This window comes from Paraburkholderia dipogonis (assembly GCF_042680985.1).
Taxonomy (GTDB): Bacteria; Pseudomonadota; Gammaproteobacteria; order Burkholderiales; family Burkholderiaceae; genus Paraburkholderia; species Paraburkholderia phytofirmans.
Map to the genome: position 1 here is coordinate 120,202 of NZ_JBHUFR010000006.1, position 20,472 is coordinate 140,673.

Sequence of the window (20,472 nt, forward strand, 5' to 3'; positions counted from 1 at the left end):
GCGTTGCGCGTCATGCGGCGGCCCGGCGGCGCCCGATCTCAAAGCGGCCCGGCGCCGCTGCACTATCCGTCCACCACGGCCGGCGCGCAATGCTCGCTTTCGTGCATGGCGCCGGTGCGGTCCACAGCGTCGTTCGAGTCAGCGGCGCGCGGCAGCAGGCGCGCCAAAGCGTCGCCGGCGCGCACGCCTTTGCCCGCGGGCAGCACGAAGAGCGGGTTGATATCCAGTTCACGCAGGCTCGCCTGCTGATCGAGCGCCATCGTGGATAGCGCGACGATGGTCTCCACGAGCGCCTCGATATCGCCGGGCGGCTTGCCGCGCGCACCGTCGAGCATCGCGAACGAGCGCAACTCGCGAATCATCGCGTGAGCGTCCGCATGGGTGACCGGTGCGAGCCGGAAGCTCACGTCCTTCAGCACTTCGGCATAGATACCGCCGAGCCCGCACATGATGGCCGGTCCAAACGACGCGTCGTTTTCGATGCCGACGATCATCTCGATCGCATCGCGGATTTCCTCCTGCACCAGCACGCCCTCGATCCTCGCGTGCGGCACATGACGGCGCGCGTTCCCGACGATTTCGTCGAAGGCGGCGGCTAGCGTCGCTTCATCGCGGATACTTACCCGCACGGCGCCGGCTTCGGTCTTATGCGCGATGTCCGGCGACTGCACCTTGATGACCAGTGGAAAACCGATTGCCCGCGCCAGCGCGCATGCTTCGTCACGATTCTGCGCGAGCCCGCTTTTCGGGGCATCGATGCCATAGTCGCGCAGCAGTGCTTGCGAAGCATGTTCGGTCAGGTTCAGCTCGCCATGCTTGCCCTGACTATCGACCAGCAACGCACGGGCGTGCCCGACGTCGTAGCGACGCAAAGCTCGCGGCATCGGATCGCGCGCCTCTGCCCGCGCGCGACGCGCCTGCGCATAATCGGACAACGCGGCGAAAGCGCGTCCGCAACGCACCGGCGTCGCGTACAGAGGCACACCGTGCGCCTCGATCGTCTCGTACGCTTCGCGGGCCATGTCGCGGCGCGCATTCCAGGCAAGCATCAGCGGCTTGTCGATGCTGCCGTAGACGCGCACGATCGCCGTGGCCATCGCCTGCGCGACTTCGCCGCTCGCTGCCGCAGCCATGATCGCGATGGCGTCGATATTCGGATCGTCGGCGATGATCTGCAAGGCGTCCGCGAAAATTTTCGGTTCCGCGAGGATGCCCGCGGTCAGGTCGATTGGATTGTTCAGCGAGGCGAAAGCGGGCACGATCGGCTTCAGGCGCTCGAGCGTCGCTGCCGACAACGCGGGCACCGACATGCCGCGCTCAGCGCAGGCATCGGTGATGAGAATGCCGGCGCCGCCCGAGAGTGTGACGACCGCGATCCGCTTGCCGCGCGGCAGGCGTCCGGCTTCGAACGCGCGGGCGTAGTCGCCGAGGTCGGCGACGTCGCTCACTTCGATCACCCCCGTCTGACGGAAGGCCGTGCGATACAGCGCCGAGGCGCCGCCCAGATTCGCCGTATGCGACGCGGCGGCCTTGGCGCCGTCGGCGGTGTTGCCGACCTTCCAGGCGAGCAGTGGTTTGCCCGCGTCGAGCGCGCGGTTCGCCACGTCGACCAGCCGTCCCGCGTCTTTCAGACCTTCGATGTACGTCGCGATCAGCGAGGTGTGCGGATCGGCGATGCACGCGTCGACGAGATCGAGCAGGCTGACGTCGGCCTCGTTGCCAGTCGTGATGAAGTGCCGCAAGCCGATGCCCAGTTCGTCGGCCATGAGAAGCAGCGCGCAACCGAAGCCGCCGCTTTGCGAAATCAGCGACAGGCCGCCGCGCCGATAAGCGACGCTGAAGGGCGCGCCGAATCCGGCGTAGACATTTGCGCCCGTACTGACGAAACCCTGGCAGTTCGGTCCGATCACGCGAATGTCGTGAGCCTTCGCGATGTCCGCGCATTCACGCTGCAGCGCGGCACCCGCTTCGCCGGCTTCGGCGAAACCCGAGCTATAGACGATGGCAAAGCCCACACCTTTTTCGCCGCACTGACGCAGCATGTCCGGAACGCGCCGCGCGGCGACGAGGATCAGCGCGAGATCGGGCGTGGACGGCAAAGCGGCGATGCTGTCATGGCACGCGACGCCGTCGATCTGCGCATATTTTGGATTCACCGGATAGAGCGTGCCCTGGTAACCGTGCTGTATGAGAAAGCGCATCGGCTGGCCGCTGATCGACTTCGGATCGTTCGACGCGCCAATGATCGCAATGGAGCGCGGCTCGACAAGTCGGCCGATATCGAGCGGGCCGGCGTCATGGGTTGCTGGGTTCATGGCGGTCCTCATGCTGCACACGCGGCGTCGGCGCGAACTTTCGCCTGATCTCGCTCGGCGGCGCGCCGCAGCGTGATCTTCGCGATGTTCAATTGATGAATCTGCGTGGTGCCTTCATAGATGCGGAAGGCGCGGACGTCGCGGTAAAACCTTTCGACCGCGTTGCCCGCCAGATAGCCGCGTCCCCCGAGCATCTGCACCGCGCGATCCGCGACGCGGCCGCACATTTCCGAGGCGAACATCTTGCACATCGACGCCTCCAGCGCGACATCCTCGCCGGCATCGCGCTTGCGCGCGGTTTCGAGGATCATCGAGCGCGCGGCGTAAATTTCAGTCTGACATTCGGCGATCAGCGCCTGCACGAGCTGGAATTCGGCCACGGGCTTGCCGAACTGCTCGCGCCGCGAGGTGTAGGCGACCGCTTCTTCGAGCATGCGCATGGCCGGTCCTGTGCATAGTGCGGCGAGGTGGATGCGCTGTTTGTTCAGCACCTTCATCGCGGTGCGGAAACCCATGCCTTCCTTGCCACCGATCAGATTGGCTGCCGGCACGCGGCATCCTTCGAACACTACGTCGCCGACCGGCGAGCCCGCCTGGCCCATCTTGTCGTAAGGCGCACTGGTGGAAAGACCCGGCGTGCCACGCTCGACGAGAAACGCGGAAATGCCGCCCGCGCCTGGCGTGGCCGGCTCGGTTCGCGCCATCACGGTGAAGAGATCGGCAATCGGCGCATTGGTGATGAAGCACTTGCTGCCGTCAAGAATGTAATGATCTCCGTCGCGCCGCGCCGCGGTGCGCAATGCCGTGGCGTCCGAGCCTGCATCGGCCTCGGTCAGTGCGAAAGCGCCGGTGAATTCGCCGGACGCGAGCCGCGGCAGATAGCGCTGTTTCTGCGTGTCCGTGCCGTCGGCGACCAGCGCTTCTGAACCGATGCCGGTGTTGGTGCCCACCCGAGCGCGAAATGCCACCGACGCCTGCGAAAGCTCGAACGCGCCGCGCACCAACTGCTCGGTCGACAGCCCGGCGCCGCCGAAATCGCGCGGAATGCTCCAGCCGAAATAGCCGAGCTCGCGCATGCGTTGAACGAGGTCGGCCGGTACGGCGTCCGCCTGTTCGATCTCGTTTTCACGCGGGATTGCTTCGTCGCGGACGAACTTTGCGACGCCCGCGAGCATCGCGTCGAAGTGTGAGGAATGGCTGGTCATGCTTGTCTCCGTCATGTGAGTCGCTGATTTGTGACTTCACTATCGAAGATTTACCGGCAGTCGGAGCGATTTGTTCGACTATGCAGAACAGAGTTTGGATATGCAGAACGCGGGGCGCAGAATAGGCCATCACGGAGAAGGAGAGCAACAGCGATGGCAGCCAACAGCAAGCAGTCCGACGCGGCGGCGCTCGCCGGCGATTACCTGGATTCGAAAGCGCGCTACGTGCCGGACGAATTCGACGGCGACCGCCAGTTCGCCACCACGCTGGCGCGCGGCCTCGACATCCTGCATTGCTTCACGCCGCGCGAATCGCAACTCGGCAATGCCGAATTGGCGGCGCGCACCGGCATGACCAAGGCGACGATTTCACGCTTTACCTACACGCTCACGCGGCTCGGCTATTTGCGCGTCAATCGGATGAATAACAAGTTTCAGCTCGGCTCGGCCGTGTTGTCGCTGAGTTATCCGTTGCTTGCGAGCATGAGCGTGCGCCAGATCGCGCGGCCGTCGATGAAGGAACTGGCGGACCAGATTCGCGGTTCAGTTTCGCTCGGCATGCGTGACCGGCTCAACGTCGTGTATCTGGAAAGCAGCCGCAGCAGTACGCCGCTTGGAATGCCGGCGGATATCGGGCTGAGCTATCCGATCGTGCGAACGGCGATGGGCCGCGCGCTGCTTGCGGCGCTGCCCGCTGAGCGGCGCGAGGCGCTGTGCAATGAAATCGCGGTGAAGTCGCCGCATGAATGGAGCACCTTCCGCGAGCGCGTACTGAGCGCAATCGACTATTTCTACGAGCGCGGCTTTTGCGTGTCCTACGGCGACCTGCGTCGCGAGATCCATGCCGTCGCCGTGCCGATGAAGCCGTCAGCCGACGGCGAGATTCTCGTTTTCAATTGCGGCGTGCCTTCTTATCTGCTGAAGGAGAATCAACTGGAAGGCGATATCGGGCCGCGGCTCGTTTCGATGGTGCGCAGTGTGGAAGGGGCGATGGGAATCTACTGAAAAGGACGAAACCCGGCACGCAGGCCGGGTTTCGTTTATCGCCGCGCTCTGTCACGGCATGGCGGATCGAGCGTCATTCACAGGCGCTGCGACCGTCACTCAACTCGAAACATAAGCCACATACGGCCCCGTCCCGCCCCCCGACGAAGCACGCCCCGAAATCCCGTAATACACATGACGGCCGTAAAAGAACGGCAAACCGAAGTCGAACTGCCGGGTCATGTAGATCCCGAGATTATTGAACGCGTTATTCCCCGATGAAGTCAACGTCGCGCCGTTGGCGATATTGAAGCCTAGCGAAACGCTCGCCGGATTGGTCCCTATCAGCGTCGAGGTACGGCCCACGGTTGCGGTCGGAATATAGTAGCCGGACGACGTGTCGCGAGCGATCGTCGTGTCCGGAAAGAACATCACCGTCGAGCCCGAATCGAAGAACGTCTGCGTGAACGTGGTGCCGCCATATGACGACGTGAAGTCGCCATTCAGATCCGTTCGGAAAATCGGCGCGCCCGTGCCGTTCAGCACGTTATTGGCCTGCGTATCGATGCCGAACACGAGCGTGCCTTGAGCGGTCGCGCTGCCGCTATCGGACACCTGCGCCATTTCCAGAATCACACCGTTGTTGTCTTGCGCGAATCGCGCGACCGGATTGCTGATCTGCTTGGAGATCGGCACCGATACCGCGTTACCGGCATTGGTGTAATAGAACTGCGAGAGCACCGTCAGCGCACACTGCGAGCCGCAGTCCACCGGGCTCACGCCAATGCCGAGAATGCCGTTCGCGCCGAGATCGGACGCGGCGGCGAGCGGCCGGCCCACCTGGCATTCGCTCGGCGCGGCAATCGTCAGCGCCGAATCGCCGATCACCTGGATCGGCACCGAAGCGGCGACCTCGCTCGACAGTCCGATGTCCGCGAGATGTACCGAACCCCATGCATAGCCGCTGCCGAACAATGCGCATTCAGCAAGCGGCAGACCGCTCGACTGATCCGTCTCGGCGGTGAGCGCGTTGAAGGTGGAAGTCGGGATCGCGGAGCGCACCAGACGCAGCCCGAACGAAGCCGTATCGACGATCACATTGGGAATCGTCGTGCAACTCGTGCCCGCGTTGGAGCCGGGGGCGCAGAGCTTGACGCTGACCATCGGCTGATTGTGAATGCCGGTTCCGCTTACCGTCACCGACATCGTATTGCCGGGACCGACCGGCGTGGGCACGGCGGACGCATCGACGGCGAGCGCGTTGGAGCTCGAGTCGCCGGTCGAAGGGTTGGACGTCGTGCCGCCGGGGGCCGCCGGCGCACTGGCGGCAGCCGGTGCGTTAGCCGTCGAGCTGCTGCTGGAACCGCCGCCACCCCCGCCGCAGCCGGCAAGACCCAACACCAACCCGAGTCCGAGCGCCGCGGCAATAATCCTTGCGATTTTGCGCACTGTTGTTCTCTCTCTAATGATTTTAATGAGTTACTTGATATCGTCAGCGCTCACGCCTTGCGGCAGCGCTTGCGGTAAATAGGCGCGACCCACGAAAGCGCCCATATGGCCGCCGGTTTCCACGACCAGCGCCGACTGATGCACGGCGGCAGGTCCGTAGCCGCCGCCTTGCGTGGCGTGGGCGTCGGTGAGCGCCTGGACATACGACGGGAAGTAAGTGGCTAGCAGCGTTTTGAGCGGCGGCATGGTCGGGCCTTGCCAGCTCAACGCGAAAACCGTATTGCCCGCGCCGATGTACTCGCTTACCACGGTGCCCGAAGGCAGCGTCGTCTGACTCACGGTATAAGCTGTCGAGGCCGCGCTGCCGCTGGCGGCGAAGCGCGCCACCGCCGCGCTATTCTGGCTGGCCGCCCCCGCGCTCGTGCTGCTGACCGTGACCGGATAAGTCGGCGCGGCGCCCAATGCGGCATACGCCGGCGCGGCCATGGCGACGAGAGCGAACGACGCTGCGGCCACCCCGAGCATGCGAAATTGACTCATTATCATTTTTTCGTATTCGAAGTTTTGGAGAATACGTGCGAGCGGTTTTACCCTCGAGCTCGCACGCAGCCGATACTAGCGCGAGCGAAGCCGATTAAATCAGACGATTAATGGCGATAATCGGGCTCTGTTTGAAAATGAAAGGTAACTGGCCTCCGTTATTCAATCCGCGCCGAGCTTCTCGATCAGCATCGTCACAAAGGTTTCCGTCACCGGCGGCAGTGTTCTGCCGCGCTTCTTGATGAGGGCGATAGGGCGAGTGAACGCAGGGTCGTCGACCGCGCGCACGATCAGCTCCGGCTCCGCCCTGACTTCGCGGGCCGACGCCGGCAGGATCGTCACGCCGAGTCCGGCGCGCACCATCGCGACCGCGGTCATCATGTAGGTCGGCTCGCACGCGATCTCCGGCGCGCAGCGGGCGTTCGCGAATGCGCTATCGACCACCGCCCGCACGCTCGTGCCTTGCGCCGTCAACACGAGCGGCGCGGCAGCGAGATCGGCCAACGTAATGCGCCGCCGCCGGGCAAGCGCATGCCGCTTCGGAAACACGGCAACCAGCCGGTCGATGCCCGCATGCAGCACCTCGAAAGCGGCCTCGTCCAACTGACCGCCGGTCAGCCCGATGTCGACCTCTTCATTGCGCACCAACGTGTTGACCATGCTGGCGACCACGTCGCGCACATGAAAGCTCACGCGTGGCACGGCCTTCTTGATGTCCTGCACGAGTTCGGGCAACACGCTGGCCGCGAACGTCGGCAAACAGGCGATCCGTACCGTGCCGCTTGCGCCAACGCCGAGCGCGCGCGCGTCGATCAGCACATGCTCCATGTCATGCAGCGACTTCTGCAGCAGCGGCAGCAATTCGCGGCCGGTCGGCGTGAGCGCGACGTTGCGGCTGTTGCGGTCGAACAGGCGCATGCCGACCGTCTCTTCGAGGCGGCGAATCTGCACCGTCAGCGCCGGTTGCGACAGATGCAGCCGCGTCGCCGCGCGCGTGAAGCTGCCCGTTTGCGCGACGGCGATAAACGCGCGGATGTCCCGAAGATTCAGATCCATGATGGTTTGTAATTGCTGCGATCAAATCATTTCAATTGATTTATAGCCGCTTCGAACTTACGCTGGATCGCAGTAAAAAACAATCTCGGAGACAAGCACATGCTGCCATTACTGGGGCTCGCAACCATCGTCGTGCTGCTCGGCGCGATTCTGTCGAAACGCATGTCGCCGCTGGTGGCGCTCATCATCGTGCCGATTGCGGCGTCGCTCATCGGCGGCTTCGGCTTTCAGACCAGCAAGTTCGTGATCGACGGACTCAAGAATCTCGCGCCGGTCGTCGGCATGTTCGTGTTCGCGATTCTTTACTTCGGCACCATCACCGACGCGGGCACGCTCGATCCGATCATCGACCGCATTCTGCGCGCGGTCGGCACGCGACCCACGCGCATCGTGATGGGCACCACGCTGCTCGCGCTGCTGATCCATCTGGACGGCTCCGGCGCCGTCTGCTTTCTGGTCACGATTCCCGCCATGCTGCCGCTCTACGATCGCCTGAAGATGGACCGGCGCGTGCTGGCCGCGGCGGTTTCGATGGCGGCCGGCATCAACTTTCTGCCGTGGACGGGGCCGATGATTCGCGCCTCCGCCTCGCTGCATCTGCCGATCTCGGCGCTGTTCAATCCGCTGATTCCGGTACAGGCGATCGGCCTCGTGTTCGTGTTCGGCATGGCGTTCTGGCTGGGCCGGCGCGAGGAAAAACGCCTTGGTCTCACGGCCGCGAGCGGTTCGGTGCCCATGCCCAACCGCGAACTCTCGCCCGAAGAACAGGCGCTGCGACGGCCCAGGAACTTCTGGTTCAACATCGTGTTGACGCTGGTGGTGCTCGGCACGATGGTCGTGATGGGCGAGAAGGTTCCGCCGGCGATCATGTTCATGGTCGGCCTCTGCATCGCGTTGATGGTGAACTATCCGAACGTCGACATGCAACGCAAACGGATCGACGCGCATGCTCGCGCTGCCTTGATGATGGCCGGCATTCTGCTGGCGGCCGGCGTGTTCACCGGCGTGATGCAAGGCAGCGGCATGCTGAAGGCGATGGCGCAAGCGGCGGTCGGTTTCGTGCCGCCCGCGATGGCCGGGCATATTCCCGTCGCGCTCGGCTTGCTGTCGATGCCGCTCAGCATGTTGTTCGACCCCGACTCGTTTTACTTCGGCGTGCTGCCCGTGATCGCCGAAGTGGCCGGCCAACTCGGCGTGCCCGCGGTGCATGTCGGCCAGGCCGCCTTGCTCGGCCAGATGACTACCGGCTTTCCGGTGAGCCCGCTGACACCGGCCACGTTTCTCGTGGTCGGCCTGTGCGGCATCGACCTCGCCGATCACCAGAAATTTACCTTCCCCTTGCTGTTCGGCGCATCGGTCGTCATGACGATTGCTTGCGTCGTGCTGGGGATATTCTCACTGTGAGCATCACTGAACCAACGGATGTGACCAGCATGACAGCTACTCAACCTCAACGCAGGGTACGCATCGGGGCGGGCGCGGGTTATTCAGGCGACCGTATTGAACCGGCGGTCGAACTGGCGCAACACGGCGCGCTCGATTACCTCGTGTTCGAGTGCCTCGCGGAACGCACCATTGCGATCGCGCAGCAGGCGCGCAGCAAGAACCCTGAACTCGGCTACGACCCGCTGCTCGAAACACGCATGAAGGCGGTATTGCCGGCCGCGTTGCGCAACGGCGTGCGGATCATTTCGAATATGGGCGCCGCGAATCCGCTCGCGGCGGCGCGTAAGACCGCGGAGATCGCGCGCTCGCTCGGTCTCGGCGACGTGAAGATCGCCGCGGTCACCGGCGACGATGTGCTCGACGTGGTGCGCCAAGGCGATTTCTGCTTCGTGGAATCGGGAGAGCGTGTCTCGGGCTACAAGGATCGGCTCGTGTCCGCGAACGCGTATCTCGGTGCGAGCGCGATCGTCGATGCGCTCGCGGCCGGTGCGCAGATCGTGTTGACCGGACGCGTGGCCGATCCGTCGCTGTTCGTTGCGCCGCTGATTCACGAATTCGGCTGGCGCATGGACGACTGGCAGACGCTCGGCCAGGCGACGGTGATCGGCCATCTGCTCGAATGCGCGGGGCAAATCACCGGCGGTTATTTCGCGGATCCCGGTTTCAAGGATGTGCCTGAGCTGGCGAGGCTCGGTTTTCCCATCGCCGAAGTCGGACAGGACGGCGCCGTGGTCATCACCAAGCTCGCGCAAGCCGGCGGGCGCGTCACCGAGGCGACCTGCAAGGAGCAACTGCTGTACGAGATTCACGACCCGCGGCGCTATCTGCAACCGGATGTGGTCGCGGATTTCTCGCACGTCCATATCGCGCAGGAAGCGCCGGATCGCGTGCGCGTGAGCGGCGGCCGAGGCACGCCGCGTACGGATACGTTGAAAGTGTCGGTGGCTTATTTCGACGGCTATATCGGCGAAGGGCAAATTTCCTACGGCGGTCCAGGCGCGTTGGCGCGCGCGCGGCTTGCACTCGATATCGTGCGGGAGCGGCTCGTGTTGACCGGCGTGGAGACGCGTGAATTGCGCTTCGATCTGATCGGTGTGAACGCTTTGCACGGCGAAACCGCGGCAGTGGGTTACTCCGAGCCGTATGAAGTGCGCGCGCGAGTGGCGGGGCGCACTACCTCGCTCGCTCAGGCTATGCAGATCGGCAACGAGGTGGAGACGCTCTACACCAACGGTCCGGCAGGCGGAGGCGGCGTCACGAAGTCGGCGCGCGAAGTCGTCGCGGTGCAATCGGTTTTGCTGCCGCGCGAGCATGTGACGCCGGCGTTTTCGATGGTGGAGGCGTGAGATGAAATTACGTGAGCTGGCTCATTCGCGTACCGGTGACAAAGGCAATACGCTGAACATCTCGGTGATCTGTTACGACGCGCAGCATTACGACCATCTACGCACGGTGCTGACGCCGGAACGCGTGAAGGCGCATCTGCATGATGTCGTGCGGGGCGACGTGGTGCGCCATGAACTGCCCGCGATTGCCGCATTCAACTTCGTGCTCGGCAATGCGCTCGGCGGCGGTGTCACGCGTTCGCTCGCACTCGATGCACACGGCAAGTCGTTGAGCTCCGCGTTGATGGATCTCGATGTCGAGGCGCCGGCTTCGTAGTGCGCTTATAGGTTTGCGGCCGCCTTCAGGCGTCCGCTTCTTCCCGGGGCGGCACCGGCTGCCACGCTTCGATCAATGCATCGATAAACAGACGCGCCTTCCGCGTGAGATGCCGGCGGGTCGGATTTCAATCTGCCGCCGGCTTCCACCCCCTGTTGCCCGACGCCCGCGAAATGTCAACGTTGCGGATGTCCCCCGCTGACGAATTGCGGGCGCTCGTGGTGCGCGAGATCGAGCGGCGAGACAGGCGGCACCACGCTTCGCGAGATAAGCCGGCGACGCACACATAATCAGCTTTGCGTGGCCACCGTGCGCGCGATGACCCGCGAGTCCACTTTCGGTTCGCCGACGCGGATGGCGACGTCGATTCCCTCGTCGACGAGATCGACGAAGCGGTCCGTGAAGCTCACCTCGGCGCTGACCGCCGTCAGCCTGGTGGCGAATCAATCGCCCGCTTTACTCAACTCGTGAGCGCGGCGCAGCCGTTCGCGGCTGTTGCTCAGGTGCATGCGCATGGCGGCGCGCGCGTCGTCCGGGTCTTGCCGTTCGATTGCTCGATAGATCATCTGATGCTCGCTGAGCACGTTGCGCAAATGCTCGATATGGTCGAGTTCCGCGATCTCCGCGGAGCCGAGCCGCGTGCGAGGACTCACCGCGCGGCCAAGCTGGCTGAGCACGTCGAAGAAATAGCGATTGCCGCTCGCGCGCGCGATCTGCAAATGAAACTCGATGTCGTGCGCGAGCGTATCGGTGCTGCCGCGCTCGAGTTCGGACTCGAAACGCTCCAGCGCACCGCGGATCTGCTTGAGGTGCTGGTCGGTGCGCCGCGCCGCAGCGAGCGCGGCGGAGGCGGCCTCGACGTCGATACGGAATTCGATGATCGCCATCACGTCCAGCATGCTGGAGAGATCGGCTGCGGGCAGCTGCATGGAGTTTTCAGTGGCCGGCTCCAGCACGAAGGTGCCGATGCCGTGACGCGTCTCGACCACCTTGGCCGCCTGCAGGCGCGAAATCGCCTCGCGCACCACGGAGCGGCTCACCGAGAGCTGCTTCATCATCGCGACTTCGGTGGGAATGCGGTCGCCCGGCCTCAGGGTGCCGCGGCGAATTTCATCGGAAAGGGTGGCCACCACCTTCTCAGTTAGGCTGCTCATTTCTGTGGCTGGTTGATTGTTCGGCTGGGAATGCACACGCTGCGCGTGCGAACTGCGGCGCGTGACGCCTCGGTATAGCCATCATAGCGTTTGTCCGGAAGAGAACGTTTTGATTCGCGCGTTTGCGATGGTTTGCGCAGGCGCGGTTCGGGCTCGACTTGTTGAAGGAGAGATGTGGTGATTCCATTGTCATCAGACATCCTAGTTCAACCGTTAGTTTTCATGCTCCCAAGGCTGAACGATCCGGTTATACAAGCAATGTGGAGAAATTTTCAGGGTAAACACCGCATTGGAATCATCCACCAACACACAGTAGACTGTCGTCAGACAACGTATCACAAACCTCGCACCGCCAATCGGCTAAGGCAAACGTGCCGCGTTGCGCTCGATCAGGCCGCCTGTGCGGCCGAAACTGGAGACAATCTTGACGTCTGCTCTCACCACCGCCGCCGATCCGCTCGAATCAGCGGTCTCCAAGGTCAAGCGGCACGTGCTGCCGCTGTTTCTGATCATGTTCATCGCGAACTACATCGACCGCGTGAACATCGGCTTCGTCAATTCCCACATGCAGACCGACCTCGGTATCGGTGCTGCGGCTTACGGCCTCGGAAGCGGTTTGTTTTTTATCGGCTATGCGCTGTTCGAGGTGCCGTCGAACGTGTTGATGCAGAAGTACGGCGCGCGCGCATGGCTCACCCGCATCATGGGCACGTGGGGGCTGGTCGCCGCGGCGATGGCGTTCGTCTGGAACGACACCTCGTTCTATGTGTTGCGCTTTCTGCTCGGCATCGCCGAGGCCGGCTTCTTTCCCGGCGTGGTCTTTTACTTCACGCAGTGGCTGCCGCAGAAGGAACGCGGCAAGGCGGTGGCGGTTTTTCTCGGCGGCTCCGCGCTTGCGTCGGTGTTGTCCGGTCCGATCACCGGCAGCTTGCTGTCGATTCGCGGTTTCGGTTTGCACGGCTGGCAATGGATGTTTCTCGTCGAAGGCGGTTTTTCGATCGTGTTGTGCGCAGTGAGCTGGATGCTGCTGAAGTCGCGTATTCGTGATGCCTCGTGGCTCACCGCTGAAGAGCAGCACGTGCTCGAAACGTCGATCGCGGCGGAACAGGCCGCACGCGAGGCGCACGGCGGCGCGCATTTGCCGGCCGTGAAACTGCTGAAGGATCCGCAGATTCTGCTGTTCTGCTTCCTGTACTTCGCGATTCAACTGACCATCTACGCAGCCACCTTCTGGCTGCCCACGATCATCCGCAAAATGGGCGGCCTGTCCGATTTCCAGGTCGGCATGCTCAACGCGATTCCGTGGCTCATCGCCATGTTCGCGATGTACTGTTTTGCGCTGTTGTCGGCGAAATGGCGTTTCCAGCAGGCGTGGCTGGCCGTGGCGCTCGTGATTGCCGCGTGCGGACTGTTCGCTTCGACTTCGGGTAATCCGGTGCTGTCGTTCGTGGCGATCTGTTTCTCGGCGATCGGCTTCAAGGCGGCGGCTTCGCTGTTCTGGCCGATTCCGCAGGGTTATCTGGACGCACGGGTGGCCGCAGCGGTGATCGCGCTGATCAACTCGGTGGGCAATCTCGGCGGATTCTTCGCGCCGGCCGCGTTCGGTTATCTGCAGCAGCACACTGGTTCGATTACCGGCGGCCTGTACGGGCTCGCCGTGGCTTCGTTGATTGCGGCGGCGGCCGGTTTCCTGACCCGCAACCGGCGCGTGAATTACGACGCGCTGCCGGAATCGCTCCAGCATAAAGTCCACTGACTACACTGACTGACAGAGCCGCTCAGCATGCGCCAATTCATTTCCAGTTTCCGTCCGCTGCCCGTGTCGAGAGCAATCGCACAGCGCCTCGATTTGCGCCGCCCGGCTCACTAACTTATCGGATCCAACATCATGTCCACGAAATCTTCCGAACTGAACGCCACTCCGGTCGTCACTGAACTGCGTGTCGTGCCTGTCGCCGGCCGCGACAGCATGTTGCTTAATCTCAGCGGCGCGCATGGTCCGTTCTTCACGCGCAATATCGTCATTCTGCGCGACAGCGCGGGACACACCGGTGTTGGTGAAGTGCCGGGCGGCGAGAGCATTCGCAAGACTATCGACGACGCGCGTCCGCTCGTCGTCGGCCAATCGATCGGCAATCTGCAAGCGGTTCTGAACAAGGCGCGCACGCAATTCGCCGACCGCGACGCGGGCGGCCGCGGCTTGCAGACCTTCGATCTGCGCACCACGATTCACGCGGTGACCGCGCTCGAAGCCGCGCTGCTCGATCTGCTCGGCCAGCATCTGGGCGTGCCGGTCGCCGCATTGCTCGGCGAAGGCCAGCAACGCGACGAAGTGGAAATGCTCGGCTATCTGTTCTATATCGGCGACCGCAAGAAGACCGATCTGGAATATGTCAGCGGCGCCGATGGCCGCGACGACTGGGAGCGCGTGCGCACCGAAGAAGCCATGACGCCCGAGGCGGTCGTGCGTCTGGCCGAAGCCGCGCAGGCGCGCTACGGCTTCAACGACTTCAAGCTCAAAGGCGGCGTGCTGCCCGGCGACGCCGAGATCGAAGCCGTCACCGCGCTCGCCGAGCGTTTCCCGAAGGCACGCGTCACGCTGGACCCGAACGGCGCCTGGTCGCTGGCGGAAGCGGTGCGCCTGTGCCGCGACCAGCACGACGTGCTCGCCTACGCGGAAGATCCGTGCGGCGCCGAAAACGGTTATTCGGGCCGCGAGGTGATGGCCGAATTCCGCCGCGCGACCGGCTTGCCGACAGCGACCAACATGATCGCTACCGACTGGCGTCAGATGGGTCACGCGATCCAGTTGCAGTCCGTGGATATTCCGCTGGCCGATCCGCATTTCTGGACCATGCAGGGCTCGGTGCGCGTCGCGCAGATGTGCAACGACTGGGGCCTCACGTGGGGTTCGCACTCGAACAATCACTTCGACATTTCGCTTGCGATGTTCACGCACGTGGCGGCCGCCGCGCCCGGCAAGATCACCGCGATCGACACGCACTGGATCTGGCAGGACGGCCAGCGTCTGACGCGCGATCCGCTGCGGATCGTCGGCGGCAAGGTCAAGGTGCCGCAGGCTGCGGGGCTCGGTATCGAACTCGACATGGACGAGATCGAGAAGGCGCACGCGCTTTATCAGCAACACGGCCTCGGCGCGCGCGACGACGGCGTGGCCATGCAATATCTGATTCCGAACTGGAAGTTCGACAACAAGCGCCCGTGTCTGGTGCGCTGAACCCATCGATGATCCGGGTGGCGGCGCGAATAACCGCGCGCGCCCACCACACTTGAAGCCTCAAACGCCACACACGCCATTCACGCCATGACTTCACCTCAAGAACTCAAAGCCATCGTTTCCGAAGGGCTGCTGTCCTTTCCCGTGACCGACTTCGACGCGCACGGCGAGTTTCGTGCGGACACCTATGCTGCGCGCCTCGAATGGCTCGCACCTTACGGCGCGACCGCGCTGTTCGCCGCGGGCGGCACGGGCGAATTCTTCTCGCTGACGAAAACTGACTACACGAATGTGATCCGCACGGCGACCGACACGTGCCGGGGCAAGGTGCCGATTCTCGCGGGCGCGGGCGGTCCCACGCGGGTGGCGATCGAATACGCTCAGGAAGCCGAACGTTTGGGCGCAAGCGGCGTGTTGCTGATGCCGCATTATTTGACCGAGGCGTCGCAGGAAGGCATCGCGGCGCACGTGGAGCAGGTGTGCAAGTCCGTGCCGAACATGGGCGTGATCGTCTACAACCGCGCCAATTCGAAGCTGAATGCGGACATGCTCGAACGTCTCGCGGACCGCTGCCCGAACCTGATCGGCTTCAAGGATGGCGTGGGTGAAATCGAAGCGATGGTGACGATTCGCCGTCGGCTCGGCGAGCGTTTCTCGTATCTCGGCGGCCTGCCTACCGCCGAAGTCTATGCGGCAGCGTATAAGGCGCTGGGTGTGCCGGTGTATTCATCGGCGGTGTTCAACTTCATTCCGAAGACGGCGATGGAGTTTTATCGCGCGGTCGCCGCCAATGATCATGCAACCCAAGGCAGGCTGCTCGACGAATTCTTCCTGCCGTATCTGGCGCTCCGGAATCGTCGCGCGGGTTACGCGGTGAGCATCGTGAAGGCGGGCGCGAAACTGGTGGGCCACGACGCCGGTCCGGTCCGCGCACCGCTGACCGATTTGACCGATGAAGAGTTGGCGCAACTCGACGCGCTGATCAGGAAGCTCGGCGCGCAGTAAGCGGCCGCTGGATTTCCTCCAATACAACGCCGCGATCATCGTGCGGCGTTCGTCTTGACGGTTGGTGGACCGACCGCTTTGATTCAACACAATGACGGCGGTTGATAGCGTCTCGCAGCATGCGCCGAGACTCGTCGCCGCCTTCAGCTCTTGCGAAACACCACGTGCGAAATCCGCTGCACCAGCAACGCGGCCGCCAGCGCCGCGACCGCTGTCAGCCACACGCCGATATGTATCGACTGCACCAGCGCATCGCGCGCCGTGTCGATCAACGCGAGCGTATCGAGCCCTGACGGCTTCATATCCGCGATCAGCTTCAGACGCGACGCTTCGTCGATCAGAATGCGCAGATCGACGAAGCGAGGCCCCCATTGCGATGCGGCCGGCTCGCCGAGCACGCTCATCGTGCGCGTGACCACATCGCGGTAATGATGCTGCACCACGGTCGCGACAATGCTCGTGCCCAGCATCCCGCCCACCATGCGCGTGGATTGCAGCAGCGCCGTGGTGATGCCGAAGCGCTCGCGTCCGGCAATCTCCTGGCCGAACACATTCAGATTGTTCAGGATGAAGCCGAGACCGATACCGACCGCGGCCATCGGCAATTCGATCCAGACGTGTGGCGTGTCCGGATTCGCGAACGCCAGCGCGATGGCAGCGAACAGCAGCAGCGCGAAGCCGATCGACAAAATTTGCGTCGGCTTCTTCATGTGAATCACGATGCGCGTATTCAGCAGACTGCCGAGCGCGATACAGGCGGCGATGGGCGTGGCGAGCAGGCCGGCCTGTTGCGGCGACAACCCAAAGCCGCCTTGAAGCAACAGCGGCGCGAAGAAGATCAGCGAGAACATCACGAAGCCGGACAGCATGCCGAGCGTGAACAGCGTGACGAGTTGCGGGTCCCTGAACAGATCGAGCGGAATAATCGGGTGGGTCGCGCGCTTCTCGCAGATCAACAGTGCGATCGCGCCCACGATCACGCAAGCGGCCAGCGTGAGATTGCCGGCGGTCAGGCCGTTTTTTGGCACGGCTTCGATAAAAGCCTGCAAGCCGCCGAGCACGGCCGCGACCAGCGCCGCGCCGAGCCAGTCGATTTTGACTTCGCCTTCATGCGGACGCCGGAAGGCTGGCAGATGCGCCCAGATGAAATACAGCGCCGCCGCGCCGACCGGCAGATTGATCAGGAAGGTCGAACGCCAGCCCCAGTGCTCGCTCATCCAGCCGCCGAGCGACGGTCCCGCCGCCGTGCCGATGCCGTATGCGGCGGCCATCACCACTTGCCAGCGCACGCGCGCGCGCGGATCGGGAAACAGATCGGGAATCGAGGCGAACGCGGTGCCCACCATCATCCCGCCGCCGACGCCTTGCAAGCCGCGCGCGATGACGAGAAACAGCATGTCGTTCGCGACGCCGCAGAGCACCGACGCCACCGTGAACGTGATGACCGCGGCGATCACGAAGCGCTTGCGGCCGAAGTAGTCGCCGAGCCGCCCGAACACCGGCACCGTGACCACCGACGCCAGCAGATACGCGCTGGCGATCCACGCGTAGTACTCGAAGCCATGCAACTCGGCGACGATGGAAGGCAGCGCAGTGCTGACAACCGTCTGATCGAGTGCGACCAGCATGTTGACGAGGCCGATGCCGAGCATGGCGAACAGGGCGTTGCGGAACGGCAGGGCGGTGGCGGTCGGGTTCACGGATCTGAGGAGAAGGCTTGCAAAGGGGACGCTGTGCGGCCGGCGCAGGTCGGGGTCTTGACGACTGATGTCCTCTAGTTGTCTGACCTCTTGGGAAGGGATTATACGGGTTTTCCCTCATCCGGGCCGTTCGTGTCAATTTGCGAGCAAAATGCCGCGCTGTGACGCGCGGTGGGTAATGGGAGTTCGCTGGATTCGTGCGAGGTTAGCTAGACTCGACAGTACGGAGTTCTCTGCACTGCCGGTATAGCGGGAAATTCAGGGACTGCTGCGGCGTGGTCGGCTCCCGACGGCGCGGCAATGGAGTTCTGTTCCGTGCGGGACAGCGGCCCGCTTATCGCGGTTTGACGCCGCTGTCCTGTGTCGATTGAATGGAAGGAGAAGTGAGATGAAGAACCCGCCGAAAATGTGGCCGATGCTTTGCGCGCTCGTTTTATTGCTCGGCGGCTGCGCGGCAGGCGGCAGCCAGCAAAGCGCGTCGCACTTGAGCGCATTGCAATGCCAGGACCTGGCCGCGCTCAAGAACAACGCCCCACCGACGCCGCAGCGAAACCGTAGCGAGCTCGCAGCCCTAAGGAGCGCGGGCTACGACCCATCCAGGTGGTTCGACCCGTACTACCCGGAGGACCTGCAAGCAGCACAGCGTCAGGTGGGCAGTTGGTTCGCGGCGGAATGCCAGAAGGCGCCGCCCGCGTGATGTGAAACATCGCCTGATGGTGAGGAGGGCGGCTTTCTGTAGTCGAGCGTATCGCCGCGCGAGGATGACCACCGGTCGTTCAGGCGGGCGTCCGGTCGCCTGGACCTATTGTTACCGGTGTCCTGCATGCGGCGTTCCGGCGGACATGTTTCGCCGTCGAACGGTACGGCATCGATCCTGAATAAGCGAGTGACCCGCGTCACACGGACCTGTTCAGCACAAAATCGAATTCAAGCGTGCTGAACGGCGTACTCATGGACGTACCGTCCGGCGCCGTGCCTGTCTCATGGTGCTTCCATTGCGCAACGAGCGATGAGCGAACGCCGAACACCGCGTCCGAATCGAGGTACTGATCGCCTTCGCGGAACACGTGGGTCACGAGGCGCTCATAGCCTGGCGCCGTGATCATGAAATGCAGATGCGCCGGACGCCACGGATGCCGGCCGAGCGCCGCGAGCATACGTCCGACCGGTCCATCGTGTGGGATCGGATAAGGCTCGGCGACGATGGAACGGAAGTGATAGCGCCCGTCGGCGAGACTATGGAGCACGCCTCTCGCGCGATGCGTGTCGTCACCGGCGTGTTGCACGTCGTAGAAGCCGTCCGCGTCGGCTTGCCAAACTTCGATGCGCGCGTTGGGCACCGCTTCGCCGTCCGCTCCCTTGACGCTTCCCGACACGAAGCAGGGTTCGCCGCGTGCGCCGTTGGACACGTCGTCGCCGTTTCGATAGGCGGGCGCGCCTTCGACGAAGAAAGGCCCGAAGACCGTCGCTTCCGTGCAGCCCGGCGGCTTGAGGTTCGCCATCGCCGTGACGAGCATCGACAAGCCGAGCGTGTCCGAGAGCAGGATGAATTCCTGGCGCTTGTCGTCGGTGATATGGCCGACGTCGGTGAGAAAACGAATGCCCTGTTCCCATTCGCTCTCGGTCAGATTCACCTCGCGCGCGAAGTCATGCAGGTGCCGCACGAGGCTCGTGACGATGGCTTTCAGCCGCTCGTTGCCTGAGTGCGCGTGACGCGCCAGAACCGCTTCGGTGATCGTGTTTTCGTCGAGATTGCGCATGACCGTGGCGTCTCCTTCCTGTCGGTCATGCGATTATCGGCTTGTTTGGAAACGGACGCAGGCAAGCGGGTTGCACTGCGGGCACCGTTCGGATTTGCAGCCTGAAATCAGTGGTTATTCCACCATTCGGTGGCTTTCTTTTTATCCCAGGCGGGCAGCACTTCACGTTCGATCGAGGCGTTGGTCAGTGCCGGGAAGTCTTTTTTGAATGCCGTCACATCGTCGTCGAACTGGTCGCTCACGCTGATATCCCACGTCCCGCCGCTGAAACCCGCAACCGCCTGGTCGACCAGCGGAATGACCGGTCCCGCGCGCAATTCACCGTCTTTACGTTCGACGATCGTGGCGTCGATATGGCCGAGATACACAATGGAATTCGGTTTGATGTCGACCACTTCGTGAAGCGGCGTAAAGAACATGCCGCGGATCGGGAATATGCCGCTTTGACCGGTAATGCCGCGCATCACATATTTGCCCGGCGCCAGCGGAAGGCGAATGAAATAATGATTACCCGTGTTGCTCGTCGTGGTGGCCTGATCGTCGAATTTGAAATTCAAACGGTCTTCGCGCGAGTCGGCTGCACCGCGCTCCATATTCACGACGATAGGACTCGGCTGATAGCTCGTGTGATAAGCGTTCTTGAGCGTCACCGTCATTAACGCGTACGAGTTTTTCGTGGTGTCGACCGAACTTGTCGAGGTGGTCGGCGACATGGTGGAAACAGTCGCGCAGCCTGATGTCAATAACGTGCCGGCAATGGCAAAGAGTGCGATGTACTTTTTCATTACGAATTGAAAGGAGTGTGGTTTGTGCTTGGGCCAGAATTAGAGTGGTTTATGCGGCGTGAATGATTCAGCACACGGCGCATGCCGTGTAAACGGCGGCGCGAGAGAAAAACTTTAGCGTGTGTTTAATCGATGGCTTTAGAAACTCCACAATCAATTCGCTTATTCAAAGG

17 protein-coding genes are annotated in these 20,472 nt (G+C 63.0%); 8 read left to right on the forward strand and 9 right to left on the reverse strand.

Annotation, left to right across the window (positions count from 1 at the left end):
• Positions 1 to 62 precede the first annotated feature (62 nt).
• Positions 63 to 2,315 (reverse strand): acetate--CoA ligase family protein, encoded by a 2,253-nt coding sequence (locus ACFSNN_RS05180; protein WP_134460428.1) that lies wholly within the window; start codon positions 2,313 to 2,315, stop codon positions 63 to 65.
• Between the two features lie 8 nt (positions 2,316 to 2,323).
• A complete protein-coding gene (locus tag ACFSNN_RS05185; RefSeq protein ID WP_377688948.1) occupies positions 2,324 to 3,520 on the reverse strand; it encodes an acyl-CoA dehydrogenase family protein in 1,197 nt (398 codons plus the stop codon).
• Between the two features lie 153 nt (positions 3,521 to 3,673).
• Between ACFSNN_RS05185 and ACFSNN_RS05190 the strand changes: the two genes are divergently transcribed.
• Positions 3,674 to 4,525, forward strand: a complete 852-nt coding sequence (locus ACFSNN_RS05190; protein ID WP_208949541.1) for an IclR family transcriptional regulator — start codon at positions 3,674 to 3,676, stop codon at positions 4,523 to 4,525.
• Between the two features lie 99 nt (positions 4,526 to 4,624).
• Here ACFSNN_RS05190 and ACFSNN_RS05195 read toward each other — a convergent pair whose 3' ends face one another.
• The 3 genes from ACFSNN_RS05195 to ACFSNN_RS05205 form a co-directional block, all read right to left on the reverse strand.
• Positions 4,625 to 5,953 (reverse strand): DUF3443 domain-containing protein, encoded by a 1,329-nt coding sequence (locus ACFSNN_RS05195; protein WP_134460426.1) that lies wholly within the window; start codon positions 5,951 to 5,953, stop codon positions 4,625 to 4,627.
• Between the two features lie 30 nt (positions 5,954 to 5,983).
• A complete protein-coding gene (locus ACFSNN_RS05200; RefSeq protein ID WP_244322886.1) occupies positions 5,984 to 6,499 on the reverse strand; it encodes a DUF2844 domain-containing protein in 516 nt (171 codons plus the stop codon).
• 156 nt (positions 6,500 to 6,655) lie between these two features.
• Complete coding sequence (locus tag ACFSNN_RS05205) at positions 6,656 to 7,549, reverse strand: LysR family transcriptional regulator (protein WP_134460423.1); 894 nt, start codon at positions 7,547 to 7,549, stop codon at positions 6,656 to 6,658.
• A gap of 99 nt (positions 7,550 to 7,648) precedes the next feature.
• Between ACFSNN_RS05205 and ACFSNN_RS05210 the strand changes: the two genes are divergently transcribed.
• From ACFSNN_RS05210 to ACFSNN_RS05220, 3 genes are read left to right on the forward strand one after another with little or no spacing between them, the layout of a single operon-like run.
• The gene (locus ACFSNN_RS05210; protein WP_134460420.1) at positions 7,649 to 8,953 is read left to right on the forward strand and encodes a CitMHS family transporter; all 1,305 of its coding nucleotides are present in this window, start codon (positions 7,649 to 7,651) and stop codon (positions 8,951 to 8,953) included.
• Between the two features lie 29 nt (positions 8,954 to 8,982).
• Positions 8,983 to 10,341, forward strand: a complete 1,359-nt coding sequence (locus tag ACFSNN_RS05215; protein WP_134460417.1) for an acyclic terpene utilization AtuA family protein — start codon at positions 8,983 to 8,985, stop codon at positions 10,339 to 10,341.
• Between the two features lies 1 nt (position 10,342).
• Positions 10,343 to 10,657: an AtuA-related protein gene (locus tag ACFSNN_RS05220; RefSeq protein ID WP_134460414.1), complete on the forward strand. Its 315-nt coding sequence runs from the start codon at positions 10,343 to 10,345 to the stop codon at positions 10,655 to 10,657.
• 443 nt (positions 10,658 to 11,100) lie between these two features.
• On the opposite strand, the gene ACFSNN_RS05225 is transcribed toward ACFSNN_RS05220, so the two are convergent.
• Positions 11,101 to 11,811: a FadR/GntR family transcriptional regulator gene (locus ACFSNN_RS05225; protein WP_134460411.1), complete on the reverse strand. Its 711-nt coding sequence runs from the start codon at positions 11,809 to 11,811 to the stop codon at positions 11,101 to 11,103.
• Between the two features lie 424 nt (positions 11,812 to 12,235).
• Between ACFSNN_RS05225 and ACFSNN_RS05230 the strand changes: the two genes are divergently transcribed.
• The 3 genes from ACFSNN_RS05230 (at position 12,236) to kdgD (ending at position 16,054) form a co-directional block, all read left to right on the forward strand.
• Positions 12,236 to 13,567 (forward strand): MFS transporter, encoded by a 1,332-nt coding sequence (locus ACFSNN_RS05230; RefSeq protein ID WP_134460408.1) that lies wholly within the window; start codon positions 12,236 to 12,238, stop codon positions 13,565 to 13,567.
• A gap of 132 nt (positions 13,568 to 13,699) precedes the next feature.
• Positions 13,700 to 15,049, forward strand: coding sequence for a glucarate dehydratase (gene gudD / locus ACFSNN_RS05235; RefSeq protein ID WP_134460405.1), 1,350 nt, complete (start codon positions 13,700 to 13,702; stop codon positions 15,047 to 15,049).
• 87 nt (positions 15,050 to 15,136) lie between these two features.
• The gene (gene kdgD / locus ACFSNN_RS05240; RefSeq protein ID WP_134460402.1) at positions 15,137 to 16,054 is read left to right on the forward strand and encodes a 5-dehydro-4-deoxyglucarate dehydratase; all 918 of its coding nucleotides are present in this window, start codon (positions 15,137 to 15,139) and stop codon (positions 16,052 to 16,054) included.
• 143 nt (positions 16,055 to 16,197) lie between these two features.
• Here the strand turns inward: kdgD and ACFSNN_RS05245 are convergent, their stop codons facing one another.
• Positions 16,198 to 17,706, reverse strand: a complete 1,509-nt coding sequence (locus tag ACFSNN_RS05245) for an MFS transporter (RefSeq protein WP_134465495.1) — start codon at positions 17,704 to 17,706, stop codon at positions 16,198 to 16,200.
• A gap of 436 nt (positions 17,707 to 18,142) precedes the next feature.
• Here ACFSNN_RS05245 and ACFSNN_RS05250 point away from each other — a divergent pair, with 436 nt between their 5' ends.
• Positions 18,143 to 18,451 (forward strand): DUF4148 domain-containing protein, encoded by a 309-nt coding sequence (locus tag ACFSNN_RS05250; RefSeq protein WP_134460399.1) that lies wholly within the window; start codon positions 18,143 to 18,145, stop codon positions 18,449 to 18,451.
• Positions 18,452 to 18,650: 199 nt separating this feature from the next.
• Here the strand turns inward: ACFSNN_RS05250 and ACFSNN_RS05255 are convergent, their stop codons facing one another.
• Positions 18,651 to 19,514 (reverse strand): intradiol ring-cleavage dioxygenase, encoded by an 864-nt coding sequence (locus ACFSNN_RS05255; protein ID WP_134460396.1) that lies wholly within the window; start codon positions 19,512 to 19,514, stop codon positions 18,651 to 18,653.
• 107 nt (positions 19,515 to 19,621) lie between these two features.
• A complete protein-coding gene (locus ACFSNN_RS05260) occupies positions 19,622 to 20,299 on the reverse strand; it encodes a hypothetical protein (protein ID WP_134460393.1) in 678 nt (225 codons plus the stop codon).
• Between the last annotated feature and the right edge of the window lie 173 nt (positions 20,300 to 20,472).

Coding starts and splice junctions, on each gene's coding strand:
- ACFSNN_RS05185 (WP_377688948.1), bottom strand. CDS start 3,520: ATGACCAGCCATTCCTCACACTTCGACGCGATGCTCGCGGGCGTCGCA.
- ACFSNN_RS05245 (WP_134465495.1), bottom strand. CDS start 17,706: ATGCTCGGCATCGGCCTCGTCAACATGCTGGTCGCACTCGATCAGACG.
- ACFSNN_RS05225 (WP_134460411.1), bottom strand. CDS start 11,811: ATGAGCAGCCTAACTGAGAAGGTGGTGGCCACCCTTTCCGATGAAATT.
- ACFSNN_RS05215 (WP_134460417.1), top strand. CDS start 8,983: ATGACAGCTACTCAACCTCAACGCAGGGTACGCATCGGGGCGGGCGCG.
- ACFSNN_RS05260 (WP_134460393.1), bottom strand. CDS start 20,299: ATGAAAAAGTACATCGCACTCTTTGCCATTGCCGGCACGTTATTGACA.
- ACFSNN_RS05190 (WP_208949541.1), top strand. CDS start 3,674: ATGGCAGCCAACAGCAAGCAGTCCGACGCGGCGGCGCTCGCCGGCGAT.
- ACFSNN_RS05255 (WP_134460396.1), bottom strand. CDS start 19,514: ATGCGCAATCTCGACGAAAACACGATCACCGAAGCGGTTCTGGCGCGT.
- gudD (WP_134460405.1), top strand. CDS start 13,700: ATGTCCACGAAATCTTCCGAACTGAACGCCACTCCGGTCGTCACTGAA.
- kdgD (WP_134460402.1), top strand. CDS start 15,137: ATGACTTCACCTCAAGAACTCAAAGCCATCGTTTCCGAAGGGCTGCTG.
- ACFSNN_RS05250 (WP_134460399.1), top strand. CDS start 18,143: ATGAAGAACCCGCCGAAAATGTGGCCGATGCTTTGCGCGCTCGTTTTA.
- ACFSNN_RS05220 (WP_134460414.1), top strand. CDS start 10,343: ATGAAATTACGTGAGCTGGCTCATTCGCGTACCGGTGACAAAGGCAAT.
- ACFSNN_RS05210 (WP_134460420.1), top strand. CDS start 7,649: ATGCTGCCATTACTGGGGCTCGCAACCATCGTCGTGCTGCTCGGCGCG.
- ACFSNN_RS05200 (WP_244322886.1), bottom strand. CDS start 6,499: ATGATAATGAGTCAATTTCGCATGCTCGGGGTGGCCGCAGCGTCGTTC.
- ACFSNN_RS05205 (WP_134460423.1), bottom strand. CDS start 7,549: ATGGATCTGAATCTTCGGGACATCCGCGCGTTTATCGCCGTCGCGCAA.
- ACFSNN_RS05180 (WP_134460428.1), bottom strand. CDS start 2,315: ATGAACCCAGCAACCCATGACGCCGGCCCGCTCGATATCGGCCGACTT.